Source organism: Paenibacillus radicis (ex Xue et al. 2023) (assembly GCF_024722015.1).
Taxonomy (GTDB): domain Bacteria; phylum Bacillota; class Bacilli; order Paenibacillales; family NBRC-103111; genus Paenibacillus_S.
This window is the reverse complement of sequence record NZ_JANQBD010000023.1, coordinates 1-16,119: the sequence shown is the minus strand read 5'-3', so window position 1 is coordinate 16,119 and position 16,119 is coordinate 1. Positions and strand designations below refer to the sequence as shown.

Annotated in this window: 22 protein-coding genes; 14 read left to right on the top strand and 8 right to left on the bottom strand. The window is 36.8% G+C overall.

Features of this window, described 5'->3' with window-relative positions:
- Nucleotides 1–31 precede the first annotated feature (31 nt).
- Together NV381_RS27170 and NV381_RS27165 are read left to right on the top strand one after the other, a co-directional pair.
- A complete protein-coding gene (locus NV381_RS27170) occupies nucleotides 32–238 on the top strand; it encodes a hypothetical protein (protein ID WP_171653531.1) in 207 nt (68 codons plus the stop codon).
- A 229-nt stretch (nucleotides 239–467) separates the two neighbouring features.
- Nucleotides 468–731 carry a hypothetical protein gene (locus NV381_RS27165; protein WP_258216442.1) on the top strand — a complete coding sequence of 88 codons (264 nt, stop codon included), beginning with the start codon at nucleotides 468–470 and terminating at the stop codon, nucleotides 729–731.
- Nucleotides 732–820: 89 nt separating this feature from the next.
- Here NV381_RS27165 and NV381_RS27160 read toward each other — a convergent pair whose 3' ends face one another.
- On the bottom strand, nucleotides 821–1,255 hold the full coding sequence (locus NV381_RS27160; protein ID WP_258216441.1) for a PilZ domain-containing protein: 435 nt from the start codon (nucleotides 1,253–1,255) through the stop codon (nucleotides 821–823).
- 325 nt (nucleotides 1,256–1,580) lie between these two features.
- On the opposite strand from NV381_RS27160, the gene NV381_RS27155 reads away from it, so the two are divergent.
- Nucleotides 1,581–1,820, top strand: coding sequence for a hypothetical protein (locus NV381_RS27155; protein ID WP_258216440.1), 240 nt, complete (start codon nucleotides 1,581–1,583; stop codon nucleotides 1,818–1,820).
- Between the two features lie 575 nt (nucleotides 1,821–2,395).
- Nucleotides 2,396–2,599 carry a hypothetical protein gene (locus tag NV381_RS27150; protein WP_258216439.1) on the top strand — a complete coding sequence of 68 codons (204 nt, stop codon included), beginning with the start codon at nucleotides 2,396–2,398 and terminating at the stop codon, nucleotides 2,597–2,599.
- Nucleotides 2,600–2,666: 67 nt separating this feature from the next.
- On the opposite strand, the gene NV381_RS27145 is transcribed toward NV381_RS27150, so the two are convergent.
- The 4 genes from NV381_RS27145 to NV381_RS27130 form a co-directional block, all read right to left on the bottom strand.
- Nucleotides 2,667–2,924 (bottom strand): hypothetical protein, encoded by a 258-nt coding sequence (locus NV381_RS27145; RefSeq protein ID WP_258216438.1) that lies wholly within the window; start codon nucleotides 2,922–2,924, stop codon nucleotides 2,667–2,669.
- Nucleotides 2,925–3,049: 125 nt separating this feature from the next.
- On the bottom strand, nucleotides 3,050–3,502 hold the full coding sequence (locus NV381_RS27140; RefSeq protein WP_258216437.1) for a hypothetical protein: 453 nt from the start codon (nucleotides 3,500–3,502) through the stop codon (nucleotides 3,050–3,052).
- Nucleotides 3,503–3,705: 203 nt separating this feature from the next.
- Complete coding sequence (locus NV381_RS27135; RefSeq protein ID WP_258216436.1) at nucleotides 3,706–3,864, bottom strand: hypothetical protein; 159 nt, start codon at nucleotides 3,862–3,864, stop codon at nucleotides 3,706–3,708.
- A gap of 133 nt (nucleotides 3,865–3,997) precedes the next feature.
- On the bottom strand, nucleotides 3,998–4,174 hold the full coding sequence (locus tag NV381_RS27130) for a hypothetical protein (protein WP_258216435.1): 177 nt from the start codon (nucleotides 4,172–4,174) through the stop codon (nucleotides 3,998–4,000).
- Nucleotides 4,175–4,419: 245 nt separating this feature from the next.
- Between NV381_RS27130 and NV381_RS27125 the strand changes: the two genes are divergently transcribed.
- From NV381_RS27125 to NV381_RS27115, 3 genes are all read left to right on the top strand, one after another.
- Complete coding sequence (locus NV381_RS27125; RefSeq protein ID WP_258216553.1) at nucleotides 4,420–4,650, top strand: DNA-binding protein; 231 nt, start codon at nucleotides 4,420–4,422, stop codon at nucleotides 4,648–4,650.
- Nucleotides 4,651–4,826: 176 nt separating this feature from the next.
- On the top strand, nucleotides 4,827–4,979 hold the full coding sequence (locus NV381_RS27120; protein WP_258216434.1) for a hypothetical protein: 153 nt from the start codon (nucleotides 4,827–4,829) through the stop codon (nucleotides 4,977–4,979).
- 691 nt (nucleotides 4,980–5,670) lie between these two features.
- Entirely contained in the window at nucleotides 5,671–6,462 is a 792-nt protein-coding gene (locus NV381_RS27115) for a protein-glutamine gamma-glutamyltransferase (protein WP_258216433.1), read from the top strand.
- 127 nt (nucleotides 6,463–6,589) lie between these two features.
- On the opposite strand, the gene NV381_RS27110 is transcribed toward NV381_RS27115, so the two are convergent.
- On the bottom strand, nucleotides 6,590–6,763 hold the full coding sequence (locus NV381_RS27110) for a mechanosensitive ion channel protein MscL (RefSeq protein ID WP_258216432.1): 174 nt from the start codon (nucleotides 6,761–6,763) through the stop codon (nucleotides 6,590–6,592).
- 508 nt (nucleotides 6,764–7,271) lie between these two features.
- Between NV381_RS27110 and NV381_RS27105 the strand changes: the two genes are divergently transcribed.
- Entirely contained in the window at nucleotides 7,272–7,460 is a 189-nt protein-coding gene (locus NV381_RS27105) for a hypothetical protein (protein WP_258216431.1), read from the top strand.
- On the top strand, nucleotides 7,435–9,813 hold the full coding sequence (locus NV381_RS27100) for an MHYT domain-containing protein (protein ID WP_258216430.1): 2,379 nt from the start codon (nucleotides 7,435–7,437) through the stop codon (nucleotides 9,811–9,813). Before NV381_RS27105 ends, NV381_RS27100 begins: the two co-directional genes overlap by 26 nt.
- A 237-nt stretch (nucleotides 9,814–10,050) precedes the next feature.
- Here the strand turns inward: NV381_RS27100 and NV381_RS27095 are convergent, their stop codons facing one another.
- Entirely contained in the window at nucleotides 10,051–10,281 is a 231-nt protein-coding gene (locus tag NV381_RS27095; protein ID WP_258216429.1) for a hypothetical protein, read from the bottom strand.
- 270 nt (nucleotides 10,282–10,551) lie between these two features.
- On the bottom strand, nucleotides 10,552–10,701 hold the full coding sequence (locus NV381_RS27090; RefSeq protein ID WP_258216559.1) for a hypothetical protein: 150 nt from the start codon (nucleotides 10,699–10,701) through the stop codon (nucleotides 10,552–10,554).
- A 358-nt stretch (nucleotides 10,702–11,059) separates the two neighbouring features.
- On the opposite strand from NV381_RS27090, the gene NV381_RS27085 reads away from it, so the two are divergent.
- From NV381_RS27085 to NV381_RS27065, 5 genes are all read left to right on the top strand, one after another.
- Entirely contained in the window at nucleotides 11,060–11,773 is a 714-nt protein-coding gene (locus NV381_RS27085; RefSeq protein WP_258216428.1) for a YwqG family protein, read from the top strand.
- A 205-nt stretch (nucleotides 11,774–11,978) separates the two neighbouring features.
- Nucleotides 11,979–12,593: a hypothetical protein gene (locus tag NV381_RS27080; RefSeq protein ID WP_258216427.1), complete on the top strand. Its 615-nt coding sequence runs from the start codon at nucleotides 11,979–11,981 to the stop codon at nucleotides 12,591–12,593.
- Between the two features lie 238 nt (nucleotides 12,594–12,831).
- On the top strand, nucleotides 12,832–13,515 hold the full coding sequence (locus NV381_RS27075) for a hypothetical protein (protein WP_258216426.1): 684 nt from the start codon (nucleotides 12,832–12,834) through the stop codon (nucleotides 13,513–13,515).
- 272 nt (nucleotides 13,516–13,787) lie between these two features.
- Entirely contained in the window at nucleotides 13,788–14,051 is a 264-nt protein-coding gene (locus NV381_RS27070) for a hypothetical protein (protein WP_258216425.1), read from the top strand.
- A gap of 686 nt (nucleotides 14,052–14,737) precedes the next feature.
- Nucleotides 14,738–15,874, top strand: coding sequence for a hypothetical protein (locus NV381_RS27065; protein ID WP_258216424.1), 1,137 nt, complete (start codon nucleotides 14,738–14,740; stop codon nucleotides 15,872–15,874).
- The last annotated feature ends 245 nt before the right edge of the window (nucleotides 15,875–16,119 follow it).

Below are 16,119 nucleotides of genomic sequence, written 5' to 3'. Positions count from 1 at the left end.
ATACATCAATACTTATGTTGAGGTGAACGTGATGAGCGGCAAAAAAGTGAAGAAGAAAAATACGCCACCGCCTAATGGTGATAAGCAGCGTTTTAACATGAAGGTAGTGACCTCCGATGTATGCAATAAATGCAGAAAATGTGAACGTGGGCTCCGTTATCTGGAGAAAATGTCACAGCCCGGGGCGGTTGGCAAAGGTGTTCCATGTATTCTTACCAGAGGCAAGGCTTACGTCTAGCCTTAATAAAGGCGAATAAAGCGTCTCTCTTCTATTGGAGGGATGCTTTTTTTTTGATCATTACTGACCCTTGAAAAGCCGATTTATGTTGCCAGAATGGATTTTTTCCTGTTCAGTGTGGAGGGAATGGGAGCAATGTGGTAAACTTTTTATATTAAGCCTTGAACGTACAGGATGTAGGCTTCAAGATCAGTACTAAAGATGAAGTAATGTAAAGTGGAGGCAACCGATGCCAGAGACATACCAGGCCAATTATAAACAACTACGAGCTGCATTGGAGCAGCTGTGTAAAGATGCGGGCTATGAAAACCCGGATCTTGTACAATGGATTGATGCTTCTGAACAGCAAGCTCTGAAGCTGGATCAGCTGAATGCATTAGAAACAGAGAACGTTCGTTTAAAGCAGGAAGTGAAGAAGCTGCGGGATTTATACTACAACAAGACGCTTAGCAGCAGCATGTCTACTAAGCTGAAAGACGCTTTAAGGGAGTAAATAGGTTATAGGTGTAGCTGTGATTGGAAAATGAATGTTTGGGATAGTAGGGGCAGCTTTAGCGCTGCCTCTTTTTCATATTATCGGAATTACTTAGCCGAATAAAATTGCTTCATTTCTTCCTCTGAACAGAAGCTGCAGCTCGAAATAATATTGGATTGCCTCAGACGAATGCTTAGAAGGTTCAAATGTCCCATAAGCAGAGTATGCTGGTTTTCATCCAAGGAGAACCGGATTCCGTACTCGTACATGGAGGACGATATGACAGACTTTCGTACGATAGTACCGAGAACCTTCAATTCACTATGAAACAGTGAAAACATAAATTCCAGGAGCAGGTCTATATTTAGGGGAAGGTCTAATTTAGAGTGGACGCGTAAACCGCCTGCGCTAATATCGGTTACAAAAATACGGGCATATTTGGTATCGACTAAAATATTGTTAATGCCGACAATTTTTAATTGAGCCGAGAGTGGGATTTTTAGTCCTATCCGAAAATATTCTCTTTTGTTTGCTTTAGACATAAGTAATCAGCCTTTTTCTATAATAGTGAAGCTAAAAATAAAAAAATCATTAGAATTGTGTTAATTTCTTGATTATAGCATATTTTTAGCATATTAATGAGTAAAAAGAACTACACCCAAAGTCATGGGCCTTGGGGAAGGTTTATAGGAGGGAAGCTGCCAGATGGATAAGAAGCAGTTTACTATGTTTCATAAAGACGAGCTTTGGATTAATATATTTTTGAAAGATATTGTAAAATATTATTGTAAGCGCTACAATGATAATTAAGACACACTAAACCTTATATATTATGTATTAATTTAATTCATTCTTAGGAGAAGGGAATTGATTAACATGATGCAATGGAATACTTATGCAGGATATAAGGAAAAGCTCGAAGAGATGCAGGATTTAACATTCGATTGTTATCGAACGGACCCTGAGCTATTCAGTGTCATTGATAGTCTGGTACGGGCCTGTGAGATGATGACAGATTCATCCCGTGAAGCTCATGTATATAGCCAATTGGAAACAGCATGTAATGGATTGAAGAAATACAAAAGCGAACGCATGAGCAATTTATAAAATAGATGACAATCCCCTCGAATTATATTAATAAGAGGGGTTTTTTATGTACAAAAGACCTGACTCTTTAAACGGGGTCAGGTCTTCACATTAATATAATGTTAGTAAGCATAGTTAGGGTCAAGCACAATTTAAGTAGCTGGTTGATGGATAAGTCTTGATCATTGATCTTAATTCATCCAGAAGATTGTCAAATTCAATTTGGAGTTTGTGAAGCTCTGAAGTGTTATCCTTTTGGAGAGTGTCTAGCTCTTTAGATGATAGTGTAATGAATCTGTTGTAATCATCAAGGCAGCTGTTTGACGGATCGATCTCTACCTCAGTCTTTAGCACATAATTACTCATAACAGTCACTCTCCTAATTTTTTCTCTAAAGAATATTACAAATAAAGCTTATATTTGTAAGCATTTTCAAGTCAAGCTAATTATTTTAAAGATTCTGACAATTTAATTAATAATTAAATAAAAAGGAAAATTCCAAATATTGTCGAATATATGAAAGTTAGTACTAAGAGTATGCATTCGAACATATTGACCAAACCCAAATAACCGGTTCCCACAACAAGGAGATAACGATGATAGAAATAGGCTATGAACTCGGAGATATTGAGACGCTTAAAGTGAGATCCAAAGTGGAGTTGCCTAAAGGAAAAGTGTTTAAATCACGCGGCCAGATGGAGGGGCAAACGAATGTTTTTTGGGAAGTTTTACGAAAAGAGCTGGATGGCCGCTATATTTGTAAAGTGGTAGGTATTAATAGCTTTGGCAAAGCTAAATAAATAATTAGGCCCTTGATCCTCCGATGTAAAGGATTGAGGGCCATTCTATTGGACTCATACATTCATTTCAGTCCATATATTTGGGGCTATAGCAATTGTGGCAGTTTTTATGATCGGAATGGCCTGATAAGGAGTATTCATGGTTTGCCCAATAAGTTTTGTTGCAGCAGTCACATCTCCAGTAACCTAAAGCGTAGCGGGTAAAATGATAGCTTCCTTTAGGAATCGAGCAGACGATAAGGAAAATAATAATTCCTGTATATTTAACAAGCTGTGAGGTGAAAAAAATAGGATACAGCAGCGGAATACGCTTGATTGTTTTCATAAACAGCACATCCTTCCAGTAGATAGTATCCATTATTAACAGATTTCTTAATAAATATTATTTGTCATAAAAAATAGACCTTTCCCCCTACAGGGTCAGGTCCATTTAGTCATATATAGTTGAAGCTACTGAAGAGGGCTGGACGTTTTATTATTCTGACTGGATACAAAATCCACTGTCCAATCAATCATTCCATTCATCATAGTTAGCATTAAGTTGATAACGTCCTCTTCGGTTAAACTTTTATTATTGGAGCTATTCGAACTATTTGAAGTGTAATCTTGCATTTTCTTTTCTAGACTGCTTATTAAACCTTTAAGTTTTATAAAATCATTGGCGATATTAAAAATTTGATTATCGTTACTTTCGTTTTGATTTCCGCCGCTATCACTTTGATTGTCACTGCTGCTATTACTGCTTTGATTTTGTTGATCGCTTTTATTTTTATTTTGTGCTTGCTTCTGGCTAGAGTCCTGATTTTGCAGCATTTCTTTAATTTCTTGCAGCTCTTGAGTCAGCATTTGATTATGCTCAGTCAGCTCATCGATCTGGCCCTTAATTTCACGATTACTAATCATAATATACTCCTTATGCAGTGTGGTTTTTAATCTTAGGGTAACCAACTATAAACTGAATATCCAAATTTAATGAACTTTTGTGAAATAAAAAAAGAGGGCAGGAAGCCCCCTAATCAACTCTTCTGCTGTAATATATCGGTCTGTGTATAACATAATATAATGAAGTTAACATTAAGTTCAGCGTGAGAATAAATGGAAAAATTCTAAGACTGGATAGGATGAGGAAATACAGGAAAAAGCAGGGGTTCAATTGCAATATTAGCGGGCTTGATCACTAAATCCTTGATTTCAAATAATCTGACAGGCCATGAGAGGACGCCGCTTCCATCATAGTAAACTGGTTTTTGGTAATCATTACTCACGATAAACATCTCCTTTATGGATTCGAACCCATTAGGTTAATTTTACCAAATAAATAAGGTATTAACACTAATTAAATTTAAAAAAAGAGAACCGTTTTTGCGGCCCTCTTAGGAATCTGAATTCCGAAAGTTATTATTTTGTAACGCCGTATGGATTTGCTATGACTTGTCCATTTAACAGCTCAAATTCATATTCAAATGGATCGGCTGGGATAGGATTTACGAGTACGAAATTACTTTTCAGTTCGTTTATAACCAGGATAGATAAAGAAGCCAAGCAGATAATCGCAAGTAATTTTGTTTTCCTCATAATATCGATACCTCCGGCACCCTGAGATGTCTTCATTGTAATTGGCGAATGTAATTGGAGTATTAGCCATACGTAAAAGAAATATTAATTGTGGCGGCCAATAAGCGAGCAGTTATACTTTTCGTTTGTTTTACAGTTTATTGGTCAATACATGGTATACTAGGTTAAAGTACAGCAGATGCGGAGAATAGTTCTGTTTAATAAGTAACAGTTATATTCTTTTCAAAGAAGAGGGGGCATACATGATGGCAGTCTTTGAGGATTGGAATCAAAAATTGAAAAAGACTTTCGAAAACACAAGCAACAAAGAAGTGATGACAGTTACTGAGGCGGGAAATTTATTTAACCTGTCCAAGGACAAGATGAAGGAATATGTAGTTGAAAAAGGACTTACAAAAGTTAAAGTTATGAGAAGTGCCCATAGATATTTATTGTTGAAAAGCGAAATCGAAGCCTTATTAAAAACAGAAAGATAAACTTAAACAGTTCCACTTATCTATGGTTGAAAACATAATGTAGCTCATTTATTTCGAATGGGCTATTTTCGTATACATGCGAATATTATCTAAACGGAAGGATTATGAAGGGAAATGATTCTATAGCGATGATAAATAATAAAAGTTGGCAATAATCTTCTTAAGGGGTGACGAAATTGAAAGGTTCAGATTACGTCAAGACCGGTATCAGCTTCGGTACAGCATTGGCAATGGTTATATCCTACACTACAAATAAATCCATTCTCTGGGCTATTATTCACGGCCTGCTGAGTTGGTTGTATGTCATTTATTTCGCACTAGTTAAGTAAGGCTAAATGAAATAAAAGATTGCCGCTTATCGAGCCCGTTTGGGTAGATGGTTGGCAATCTTTTTTCATGATCCTGGCAATGGTCGTTAGCGGGGCACGTTCTTCTAGAGGTTGTGTCATTAGCGTCTTCTTTTAAGGGCACTAAAAAAAGCGCCTGAGAAAAAGAACACAGCAAGGAGCCAACCAAACGCAGGAGCTGAGTTCCAAAGATCCTTTCCTGCGAAAGCAAACCCTAAACATGCAACACCAATCATACAAAGCGCAGAGGGGTTCATAAACAATCTCCTTTTACTTGGTTATTAAGTATACGCTCTGTATTTCCAGAAAGTTGCAGTTATTGAACGAGGCTTCACAAGTACTTCTTCTCTACTTTGTAAAAAAATCGATTTATCCATACTTTCTTTTTTCTGCGCCGCTTCGCTCTTGGTAAATAATCATTATCTTTTGTTAGCTCAAAAGTTTGCGCCTTATCATTGTTTCCGAAAAGGAGAAGCGATAGTTCTTCTTGAGTCACGCCTTGGTTGTCCAGAGAGCATCCATCCTTATTCGATATTATTCGACATTATTCTACCAGATTGAGCCAAAATCTTCTGTGAATAATTTAACAAATTAACAGTCAATGAGATTCCAGTCACCTATTCCAAAATGGGCCATACACTAAGAGAAACTACATGAAAAAGAGGGATAGCCCATGATCGTTATCGCCGGGAACAAACTTGCTGATTTCGACGAGAGTATGCTTTCCGAGCAGGAGCGGATCATTTTCCAAAAAAAGAAAAGTAGTCCTACTGAACAGCGTTATGAAACTGTGGATGAGCTTATATTTGAGCTGCATATGCGGGCTCGAATTGTGGCAGCCGCTCGGCTGCTGAGTAAATCCGGTGCCCGCTTCGCAAGTTTTAAAGAATCACGCTGCAATGAAGATTTTTGGAAACTTACGGAGTCCGGAGGATTTCAGCTGAAGGATGGGGTTACTCCACAAAATGCGATAAATGATATATTCTCGAACGGTAAAAAGTATGCGTTTGAGTGCTCAACCGCTGTCGTTATCGTTTTATACAAAGCGATATTGGATTCAATTGATCCCGAGGAATTTAATAAGCTGTTCGCGGATTTGCTAATATTTGACTGGCATTTAAACAGCAACTTACGACTATTGGAAAAAAATAATAAAGAGGAAGCCGAGGCTGGTGATTTACTGTATTTCAAAAATCCCGATTTCTCTCCCGTAACTCCATGGTGGAGAGGGGAGAACGTTGTTTTGTTGGAAGATGGTAAGTATTATGGGCATGGCATTGGAATAAAGTCTGACACCGAAATGATCGCAGCACTGAACAAGTATAGAGTGAAAGACAGCAATAAATCAGCTTACTTGACCGACAACATCAAGGAGCTGAATTTTAATTTTTATCGGCAGCATCAAGCAAAAACTCGGCTCTCTCGAGTCAAGGTAACAATAGGGGGAAAACCTATCCGAATATAGTGATAAGGCAGGTGAAGGAACTATTCCTTCACCTATTTTTTTTGAGATAAGAACGTATAGTTTGAACCGGAGGTTTCCTTTCGGGTCTCGCAAGAAAGCCAACCTCTAAGTGAATGAAAATCAACGTTTATTGAGGGTAAACCTCCATTGTTCTTTTTGAAATCTGGAAGTTTTCTCCGTATTTCTCTTTAATAAGTTGAACTTGATCTACCATGAACCAATACATTTCCTGAAGTCTTTGATCTTTAGGCTGTAAAGTTTCTTGAATCTGTCCGTTCACAATTACGTCGAATACGATCATACAGTCTCCTCCAGGTTTCTTTTCAAAATTCGATTACTCATCTATAACTCCATTAAAATAAAGAAGGGACACCACGATCGGTTGTACTTCATTCTTGGGAGAAGAATTTTCAACAGACTCTTCATTGAGTTCCTTGTCTTCATCATAATAATAGAAATGCATGATTTACCTCTCCTTTCTAAGGGTGGTTAATTATTAGTATAAGTTTGTTTCATCACCTCTATATAAAATGATTGTATACAATATGTAAATTTAGTGATATGAAAGATAGGAGACTCTGGAAAATTTCGCCCAGACGATTTAAATAGTAATAATTCAAAATCAAAATTCCGAGATACAGTGTATAGTGTTATGATAAAATAACTTGAACTAATAATAGGCTTGCCTGCGCCAGCGGCAACTATTATCTTTTTGAATGTGAAGGGGAGTAGAAAAAGCAAAATGGTTAAATGTCCATTTCATTCTTGAATAATATCTATGTTCGATGGTCAAATCGATGGGGGGTACTTTGAAAAAAGGATTAGAGTTGCTCGCAAAGGATGGACAAGAGTGGCTTGCCAGATTGAAATCACACATGTTGAACTTACCTTTGTCAGGTGGCGGTGAGGAAAAAGCTTTCCTTGGTCCGCTGAGCCTGATTGGAGGCAATATAATGGAAAGAGGGATTTTAAGTGGAGCATATTCATGGTTCACATGATACGGTACTTGTAATATTTTCATATATCGTTGCAGTTGTAGCTTCTTACACAGTTCTGGATTTGACAGGGAGAATAAGTACATCCCATGGGAGAAACCGTTGGCTATGGCTCTTGTTTGGTGCCGTTGCAATGGGTATGGGTATCTGGTCGATGCATTTTGTCGGGATGCTTGCCTTCTCGCTTCCGGTACCTATCGCTTATGATTTGAAACTTGTTCTTATATCTATGTTGGCAGCTATTGTTGCATCCTTTATTGCTTTGTATATTGTCGGTCGCAATCAGTTAACCCTGCGACAATTACTCATTGGAGGACTGCTGCTCGCGGTAGGTATTTCAGTGATGCATTACATTGGAATGGCTGCGATGCAGGTTGATATTACATATAACCCCTTCTATTTTACGCTCTCTATTATTATCGCTTTGGCTGCAGCTATTGCAGCATTATGGTTATCTTTTTATTTCCGCAAGGATGGGGAAAGCGGTGATGGTTGGATGAAGCTCGGAAGCGGGTTGATTATGGGAGCCGCAATCGTAGGTATGCATTATATTGGTATGATGGCTGCTGACTTTCATTTGGGCGGAAAAACGGAGCTATCTTCCGGTATGGTATTGGACCAGAAATGGCTTGCTTACTTCATAGCGGGCGGAACGTTATTCACACTTGGATTATCGCTGCTTGGGATATACATTTCCAGACGATTTTCACATAAAGATTCCGAAATCCAGCAAAAAACAGATGAAATTTATATCATTAATCAGGAGCTGCGGCAGTTAAATGAGCATTTGGAAGAGCTGGTTGCGGAACGTACCGCTCAGCTTGAGAAAGCCCATGATGAAGCCATCAATGCGAACAAGATCAAGAGTCAATTTCTGGCCAATATGAGTCACGAACTACGAACGCCACTCAATGCCATCATTGGATACAGCGAAATGTTGAAAGAAGAAGCGGAGGAACTTAACGAGCCTACCTTCGTGGATGATCTCGGGAAAATCAGCAAGGCGGGAAATCATCTGCTTGCACTTATTAATGATATCCTTGATATTTCGAAGATCGAAGCTGGCAAAATGGAAATTCACCTGGAGACATACGAGTTGTCAGAACTTATTCAGGATGTGATGATGACAGTCACACCATTGATTGAGGGGAACGGCAATCAGGTGGAAACCCGTTGTGAGAAAGGTAATATTACAACTGATGTAACGAAGCTGCGTCAGATCTTGATCAACTTGCTCAGTAATGCAAGCAAATTCACCAAGTCCGGCCATATCGACTTCGATATATTCCCACAAGCACGAGGGGACGAAGCGGGTTATTGTTTCCGTGTTAAAGACACGGGTATCGGGATGACACAGGAGCAGCTTGATAAGCTGTTTCAGCCTTTCACGCAAGCCGATTCTTCAACAACGCGAAAATATGGAGGCACTGGACTTGGGCTGGCAATCAGTCAACGCTTCTGCAACATCATGGGTGGTGACATTCGCGTGGAAAGCGAGTTTGGAGCCGGCAGCACCTTTATATGCTGGATTCCAACAGCTCCGAAAGAACAAGGAGCTGCTACGGCCACGTCTGCTGAAACCGAGCTCGAAAATGTGGAAAAAGACAGCAAGGTGAGCGTTCTTCTCATCGATGACGAGCCGTTTAACAAGCAATTGATGGAACGTTATCTCTCCAGAGAGGGATGGACAATGGCGTTCGCTGAAAGCGGCCAGGAGGGGCTCCTGCTGGCCAGGAAGCTTAGGCCCCAAGTGATCTGTCTAGATATTCTCATGCCGAGTATGGATGGATGGAGTGTACTGTCGGCACTGAAGAGCGACCCTGAGCTGGCAGACATCCCCGTTGTAATTTGGTCCATGACAAACGACAAGAAATTGGGTTACGCGCTTGGCGCTTCCGAATTTTTGATGAAACCGGTGCAACGAGAACGGCTGATAGATGTGATGCAGAAATATGTACCTCAGCACACCAACCACTCCATCCTCGTTATCGAAGATGATACGACGACAAGTGAACTGATGACCAAGCTGCTGCACAAACAGGGCTATAGGGTAACTCAAGCTGGAAATGGCAGATTGGCATTGGAGTGTATGGAGAAGGAAGTGCCTACGCTTATCTTGCTTGACCTGATGATGCCGGAAATGGACGGTTTCCAATTCATTGAAGAACTGCGTAGGCAAGATGTTTGGAGTGCAGTTCCCATTGTGGTGCTGACTGCGAAAACAATTACGTCGGAAGATCGAAATAAATTGAACGGCTATGTGAAGAATGTTATTCAAAAGGGATCATTCGACCCTAAATCATTATTGGCGGAAATTCGCCAGTTCATTGCGGATGACGTGGTTCTTAAACGTTAGTATGTGCGTCCTTATTATTTAAGTAAAGATAAGCTCATCTCCGATTGATCGGGATGAGCTTATTCTACGTTTACTCGAGCCAGCTTATGCTTGCGTCTTGACTTAAGGAGTTCGAATCCACTTTTCTATGGAAATTGGTGGTGCTACCTGTGCTTATCGAAGTTATTCATGTGCTGATGCCCTAGCCCTAGAATGGATCATGAGGGTTTCACCCAAAAGCAGCCATCCATTTACAAGTTAATGAAGGATTTCATTCCACAAAGACATAATTTTATTTTGGGTTTTGACCATTTTTGCTTCCTTATCCTCTTCTCCTACTTGGATTGTCGATGCTTCTGAATCGAGAGTAGATTCGGTCAAGGAATCATCATCCTCTATCTCAAACCGAATTTTGGATGCTTTTGATTCAAATAATGCTTTACATAATTCATCCGTAGAGCGGGTACCACATTGAATAATCTCTTTCAAATCAAAGCACCTCCATCAATGTCTGATATATTAATAGATTATCCGAATTCAGGTAAAAAGATTCTCGAAGTTCGTTGTCGTAGCATGACTATTTTTAGGGAGAAGGTCGATAAGAAGGCTTATATCCACAATATATATTTCAATTTCAAAACAAAAAAAGAGGTGCTTAGCTCCAGAGTGGCGGCATAATAAGGAATCGAAATAAGGAAATGTTAGGGGGAGATAAGGAGGAAATTACTCCTCCGGTTGGAGCAAAAGTGGATTCGATGCTTATTTTTCAGGAGTGCGGTCCAAATATAATTGCGTTACTGAAGTCGATTCACCTTCACTTACTTCTTCCTCTGTAGCTTTTTCTTCGAGCTCTTGGTGATCACTCATACCAGGCGCAATGGTTGGTTCATGATTTTCTTTTTCGTCCAAATTAGTCACCGCCTTTAGGCCATAGTTTGCACGATTGTATGGAAAAATATTCTTAACTTAAAGCAGAATGAAATGATTCGGCAGAGCACTCAGCAAATCGGAGTGGGCTTTTATTTTATTGTGGGAGGAAAGAAGCGTGGAAGAGTCAAGTTTTGACCAGAAAAATGTATTATTGACTAAATTATTGCCTTTGTTGGAGCCGAATTCGGCATTTATTCATGTATCTTAAATGTCCTAAACACTATATTTTAATAAGTTAATTTAGACTAAAAGTAGTACAGATTCGGGTTTATTGTGTCGAAAAATGTAATATTATGGTATAATATGAGGGTTGGAATGCATAATGGGAGAGTGTAAAATGACAACATTAATCAATAAGATAAAGCCACTTGAAAAGAAAGCATGGATTCCAGATACTATAGACGGTGACAGTTCAAATATAGCGAGCAAATTTTCAGGAACACCTTATATCTCAGAGAATGAGTCATATCCAATATGCCAAAACTGTAGCAAGCCTATGCAGCTATTTGTCCAATTAAGCTTATCTGAACTTCCTCAATCATTTCAATCATATGTTGGTATAGATAAAGGCATACTACAAATGTTTTATTGTTTGAATGAAGAACCTCTCTGTGAAGTTGAATGTGAAGCTTATTTTCCATTTTCTAAAAGTACCTTTTTGCGAATAATCAACCCAATTGATAGTGGGAGATCTGATATCGATGTATCTAAATTTTATCCAGCTAAGACTATACTTTCTTGGAATGAAATTGCTGATTATCCCAATATCGAGGAAATGAATGAGATGGGGTTATCTTTTACTGATGATGAAGAAAGTGAACTCTATGAATCGCTTAATCCTGCAACTGGAGATAAACTAGGCGGTTACCCAAGTTGGGTACAGGGTGTTGAGTATCCCAATTGTCCAAAATGCCAAGAGAAAATGCAATTAATATTTCAGATAGATTCTGAGATTAATCTGCCTTACATGTTTGGAGATTCTGGATGCGGTCATATTACTCAATGTAACAAGCACAAGGATGTACTGGCATTTGGTTGGGCTTGTTGTTAACATAAAGAAAATAAACAAATGATAAGCCGAATATCCCATGCACAAGTTGGGTAAACGGCTTTTTTGTCATGTCAACATTTGTAAAATTGTGGTACAATTGTCACAGGAAAATTAAGGAGAATTTACTTATAAACTAGGGCTACGTTAATAAAGTTATCTAAAAAGGATATATAACAAATAAAAATAAAAGCTAGGAGTTTAATTAATGAGTGAATTTACAGTAGGGACGCTATTCCTAAAAGAGTATTTTGAATTAATTTCAAGCACTATCAAGGTGGGGAATTATGGATACCATGTTCATGAGCTTAATGAAAGATGGATTGTCATGCTGATGGAAGATGAGTATTTAAGCAAAGATGATACTTACAAGAACTTATATGTACTTTCTGAGATTGCCCCATTACTTTATTTTAGTAATGCTGAAGATCATGAATGGGGTTATAAAATATTTCACAATAAACAAATCGTTGCTTCCTTTAATTTAAGTTATGAACTAAAGTATCAATACTTTTTAGATATCGCACAGACTAAGTATCCAGATGAAGACCCTCATATGTTAGACATACAATTAACAAAACATATTTATAATGAAATTGATGCTTCCAATGAATTTATTGAACAATTCAATAATCAGTTTAAGGATATAAATGTTGAACAATTCCAATTGTTTGGAGTCAATGTTGAGGAACTTAGAGATATATTCAATTATGAACTATTGAGAAAGTTAGATTATATCCATGATGTTGTTGAGGATTTTAAGAGAATTGTCGAGATCGAGGAAATGGAATGGATAAATAATGATTCTGAGTTTGAACGGTGAGTAGAAGTTTTAATAATATTATTTCAGTAAGGTCTATGATGAAGCTTATTACGATAAAATAACTAATCCGACAAAATGGAGAACTTGGAACAATCAGTAAAAACACCCATGGATTATTATAGTTTATATTTTATTTCTTGTATTAGCCGGAGTCATTCATTTTATCTCCTCATCGAAGGATATTCAAAAGTAAATGAACATATTCTATAGTTAATTTGGATTGGAGAATAGCTGACAAATGCAAGAAGATAAAATAATAATGGATTTGCACGAAGTAGTTGGATACTATTTAACTCAACCAATTGCTACTTTACTAGAACAAATAGAAAATGCCCATCCTGATATACCACATTTCCATTCCGTAGTTTATTTAGAAAGTTCTTTCTCAGCGGCAGTAATTCCTATAGTTATCACATATATAGAGTCTTTTGTAGATTGGGCAGGATATCTTATTAAGAATGAAAAACCAAACAGAAGTACTATTGATTCAATTAAGTATGACTATAAGAATTCAGAGCTTTCGGAGAAACTTAAAGAAATTCTTTGTGTTAGGGATGTAATTACACACGCTTATATATGGAAAAGAGAAGTTCACCATAGTAATAATTTTGGGAACATTGATTATAGTGATTTTAATTTACATGAGGGGTATGGCATAAAAGGCAACAAATTCAAAGAAACCGTGGATATAAATACTGCAAAAACCAAATTATTAGGCTTGAGTGTAATACCCACGAGAGTTACCAAAACAGAAATACAAATAGTTCTCAAAGTATTAATAAATGTAATAGAAGTATTAGAAGAAAGAGTAATAGAACATAAACAAGAAAATTCATTAAATATATCTGGACAGTATGTTGTGTTTCAAGGAAAAGTAACGTTATTCACAAATCTTCTCAGAGAATTTGTTGATGATAAATAAAGCTAAACAACTAAAACATGTATTAAGAAAATGTAAGAACGTTTGAATCTGTAATAAAAATACAACAAGCTATCAGTCATAATTTCTTAGATGATTGAAGGTTCGAAGAAAACAAAATTTGACAATTCCGATGGTGTTAGATTACAAAGTGTCACTATTGAATAAGTATGATGTAAAGATAAAACGCTGATTTCATTGTAAGTGAATATTTTAAATCACTGAGTATACGAAGTAAGTTTATATTATTTAATTCTAAAGGGGATAAAATCCATATGACAACTAAAGATGATTATGAAGAAATTAAAGTAATAAATTATGATCTTGCACCAGAATTAATAAAGGAAGCTATACAAAATGTAGCCTTGCCTATGGTTAAACAATTTGACTTAAATCTTGAACTAAATCCTAAAGAAAAATTAGTTGTAGACACTAACTTTAAAATTATAGATAAAATAGTAGTAGCACTTGATGATCCTAAATTGTCTTTTGACCAAAAAAACAATTGTTTGAATATCCTAATGATATCAACAAAATGAATTCGGAATATATGGAAAACCGCGGAGATAAGAAGTATATGTTTGGTTTAATTTTTAATTTAGCGAAAATTCTGATGGCTATCTTAACAATATTACTAGGTGCTATCATGATTTCGTATTTTCAAAAGAGTGATAATAATTACTGATCGAAATGTTATTATATCTACCCAAAAAGTTTAAAGAATAGTAAAAGTAAAATTATTTATCAAGGATACATATGGAACTACTAATCGGAATTATTTGTTTGGGAGCATTTATCTACTACTTGAACGAAGATAGATTTAGAAGAAAAGCGTATTTAAGAAGTATCTCAGATTCTGATATTTCAAAAATTGACACAATGAGTGGACAGCAATTTGAAGACTATCTACTAACAGTATAATCCAACTATATATGGTGAAAATGAGAATATAGGAAAACACTATTATCTCATTGAGTCTACGGTTGAAGAAGATGTTAAATGAAACAAATCTGAGGTACAAGTCAAACCCGTGAGCAAATAAAACAAAAGCCCCCAATTCAAAATAGAATGGGGTTATTTGATGTGCTTCCTTCTGAATCTATCCGAAATACGGACAAGATTGGACGATGCTCCAACTTGAATTATTCAAAAAATATGTAATTCCTTTATTATTTTTAACTTAATCATTATTATTAAATTAAAGATTAAATAGGGAGGCATATGAATGAAAGGTGGACTGTATTATCATCCAGATCGAATTAAAGCTGTTAGCTATCCGATGCTGCTGGATAAGACGAGATATGACTCAGTGTCATATTTTACAAGATTAATTGAGGAAATGGTTCCAGAGGTAATTAATGATCTGCGGGGAAAAGTAAATGCTTATGATGAAGCTCAGAAATGGTTCTTAAAACACCAACTATCGTATAGGGAGCAACCTTCTGAATGGCACCTAGTCAAAGTTTCAGAAGAAGATTCTACGTACTCAGGTTACGCATCACTGAAGAAGGAACTATTAAGTTGGACTGAGAAATATAATCTACATTCACACAATGATTTGTACCAAGAGTTAGGATTAACTGCTCTTTATTATTATTATGAGGATATTCAAGAGGAGAACAGAGATAAACGCAAAAAGAATGCTATTGAATACTCAAGACAATTTGGAGTGCCTTCAGATATTGCATTAGATTGGTACTTTTCACGTCTAGAGAGTAATTCAAGACCAAACAGAGAAAAATTATCATTATCCTCCGCTTTAAATATGTTTGAACTTGAAATTGATGATATTGAGTTGGAAGCAAGTGCAGGAATTAAAGCTAGTGATTTTAATAAAGATTTCTTTAATACACAATTCCCATTTGTTTTTACTCCCAACAGAGTAGATATTAGTTTGTTCGGGTTAAATAATTATAGTTTTGAGGAAATCTTGGATTATGATCATAGAAAAACTTTTATGCTTAAACAATCAATGAATAACGAAGACATGAAGAGCTACGAACCAAGGGATTGGGAAAGTGGTAAAGGATGGGACCCAAGAACAGAAACATGGAAATCTTTTGAGGACACAATCGATACATGGTTCAAATCATACAAAAAAATGTATAAGGAAAGAACCGAGCAGTTCATGGACAAACATGGTTACGTCAAAGGAAAAGAAAAGCGAACTCAGGAGCACTTCAAATGGTTATTACATTATCAGATTCAAGGATGGAGTCTAAGACAAATTGCTGAATACTATATAGATGCTGAATTTAATGAAGATACACTATATCGCGGTGTGAAAAGCGCAGCAGAGGTTCTGATGCTGAATTTACGTCTACCCATTAGAAATGGGAAACAACAGTTTGATTTATCGTAAAAAGGCAGGGGGCTATAAGCCCCTAAATCTATTAGGTATCATAATAAGTACATCCGATTCAGGGGTAATAGATTAAAGGCTATATTTCTTTATAATGACCTCACTTTAAACATTTATTTGGATCTCTGTCAAGAAAGTAGACACTCAAATAAGAGATATCACACAACCTTTTTGTAATACATGGCCTCGTATTGATCCGGTGAAACATAGCCCAAAGAACCATGAATTCTCTTACGGTTGTAAAA

Coding starts and splice junctions, on each gene's coding strand:
- NV381_RS27170 (WP_171653531.1), top strand. CDS start 32: ATGAGCGGCAAAAAAGTGAAGAAGAAAAATACGCCACCGCCTAATGGT.
- NV381_RS27165 (WP_258216442.1), top strand. CDS start 468: ATGCCAGAGACATACCAGGCCAATTATAAACAACTACGAGCTGCATTG.
- NV381_RS27160 (WP_258216441.1), bottom strand. CDS start 1,255: ATGTCTAAAGCAAACAAAAGAGAATATTTTCGGATAGGACTAAAAATC.
- NV381_RS27150 (WP_258216439.1), top strand. CDS start 2,396: ATGATAGAAATAGGCTATGAACTCGGAGATATTGAGACGCTTAAAGTG.
- NV381_RS27145 (WP_258216438.1), bottom strand. CDS start 2,924: ATGAAAACAATCAAGCGTATTCCGCTGCTGTATCCTATTTTTTTCACC.
- NV381_RS27140 (WP_258216437.1), bottom strand. CDS start 3,502: ATGATTAGTAATCGTGAAATTAAGGGCCAGATCGATGAGCTGACTGAG.
- NV381_RS27130 (WP_258216435.1), bottom strand. CDS start 4,174: ATGAGGAAAACAAAATTACTTGCGATTATCTGCTTGGCTTCTTTATCT.
- NV381_RS27125 (WP_258216553.1), top strand. CDS start 4,420: ATGGCAGTCTTTGAGGATTGGAATCAAAAATTGAAAAAGACTTTCGAA.
- NV381_RS27115 (WP_258216433.1), top strand. CDS start 5,671: ATGATCGTTATCGCCGGGAACAAACTTGCTGATTTCGACGAGAGTATG.
- NV381_RS27110 (WP_258216432.1), bottom strand. CDS start 6,763: ATGATCGTATTCGACGTAATTGTGAACGGACAGATTCAAGAAACTTTA.
- NV381_RS27085 (WP_258216428.1), top strand. CDS start 11,060: ATGACAACATTAATCAATAAGATAAAGCCACTTGAAAAGAAAGCATGG.
- NV381_RS27080 (WP_258216427.1), top strand. CDS start 11,979: ATGAGTGAATTTACAGTAGGGACGCTATTCCTAAAAGAGTATTTTGAA.
- NV381_RS27075 (WP_258216426.1), top strand. CDS start 12,832: ATGCAAGAAGATAAAATAATAATGGATTTGCACGAAGTAGTTGGATAC.
- NV381_RS27070 (WP_258216425.1), top strand. CDS start 13,788: ATGACAACTAAAGATGATTATGAAGAAATTAAAGTAATAAATTATGAT.
- NV381_RS27065 (WP_258216424.1), top strand. CDS start 14,738: ATGAAAGGTGGACTGTATTATCATCCAGATCGAATTAAAGCTGTTAGC.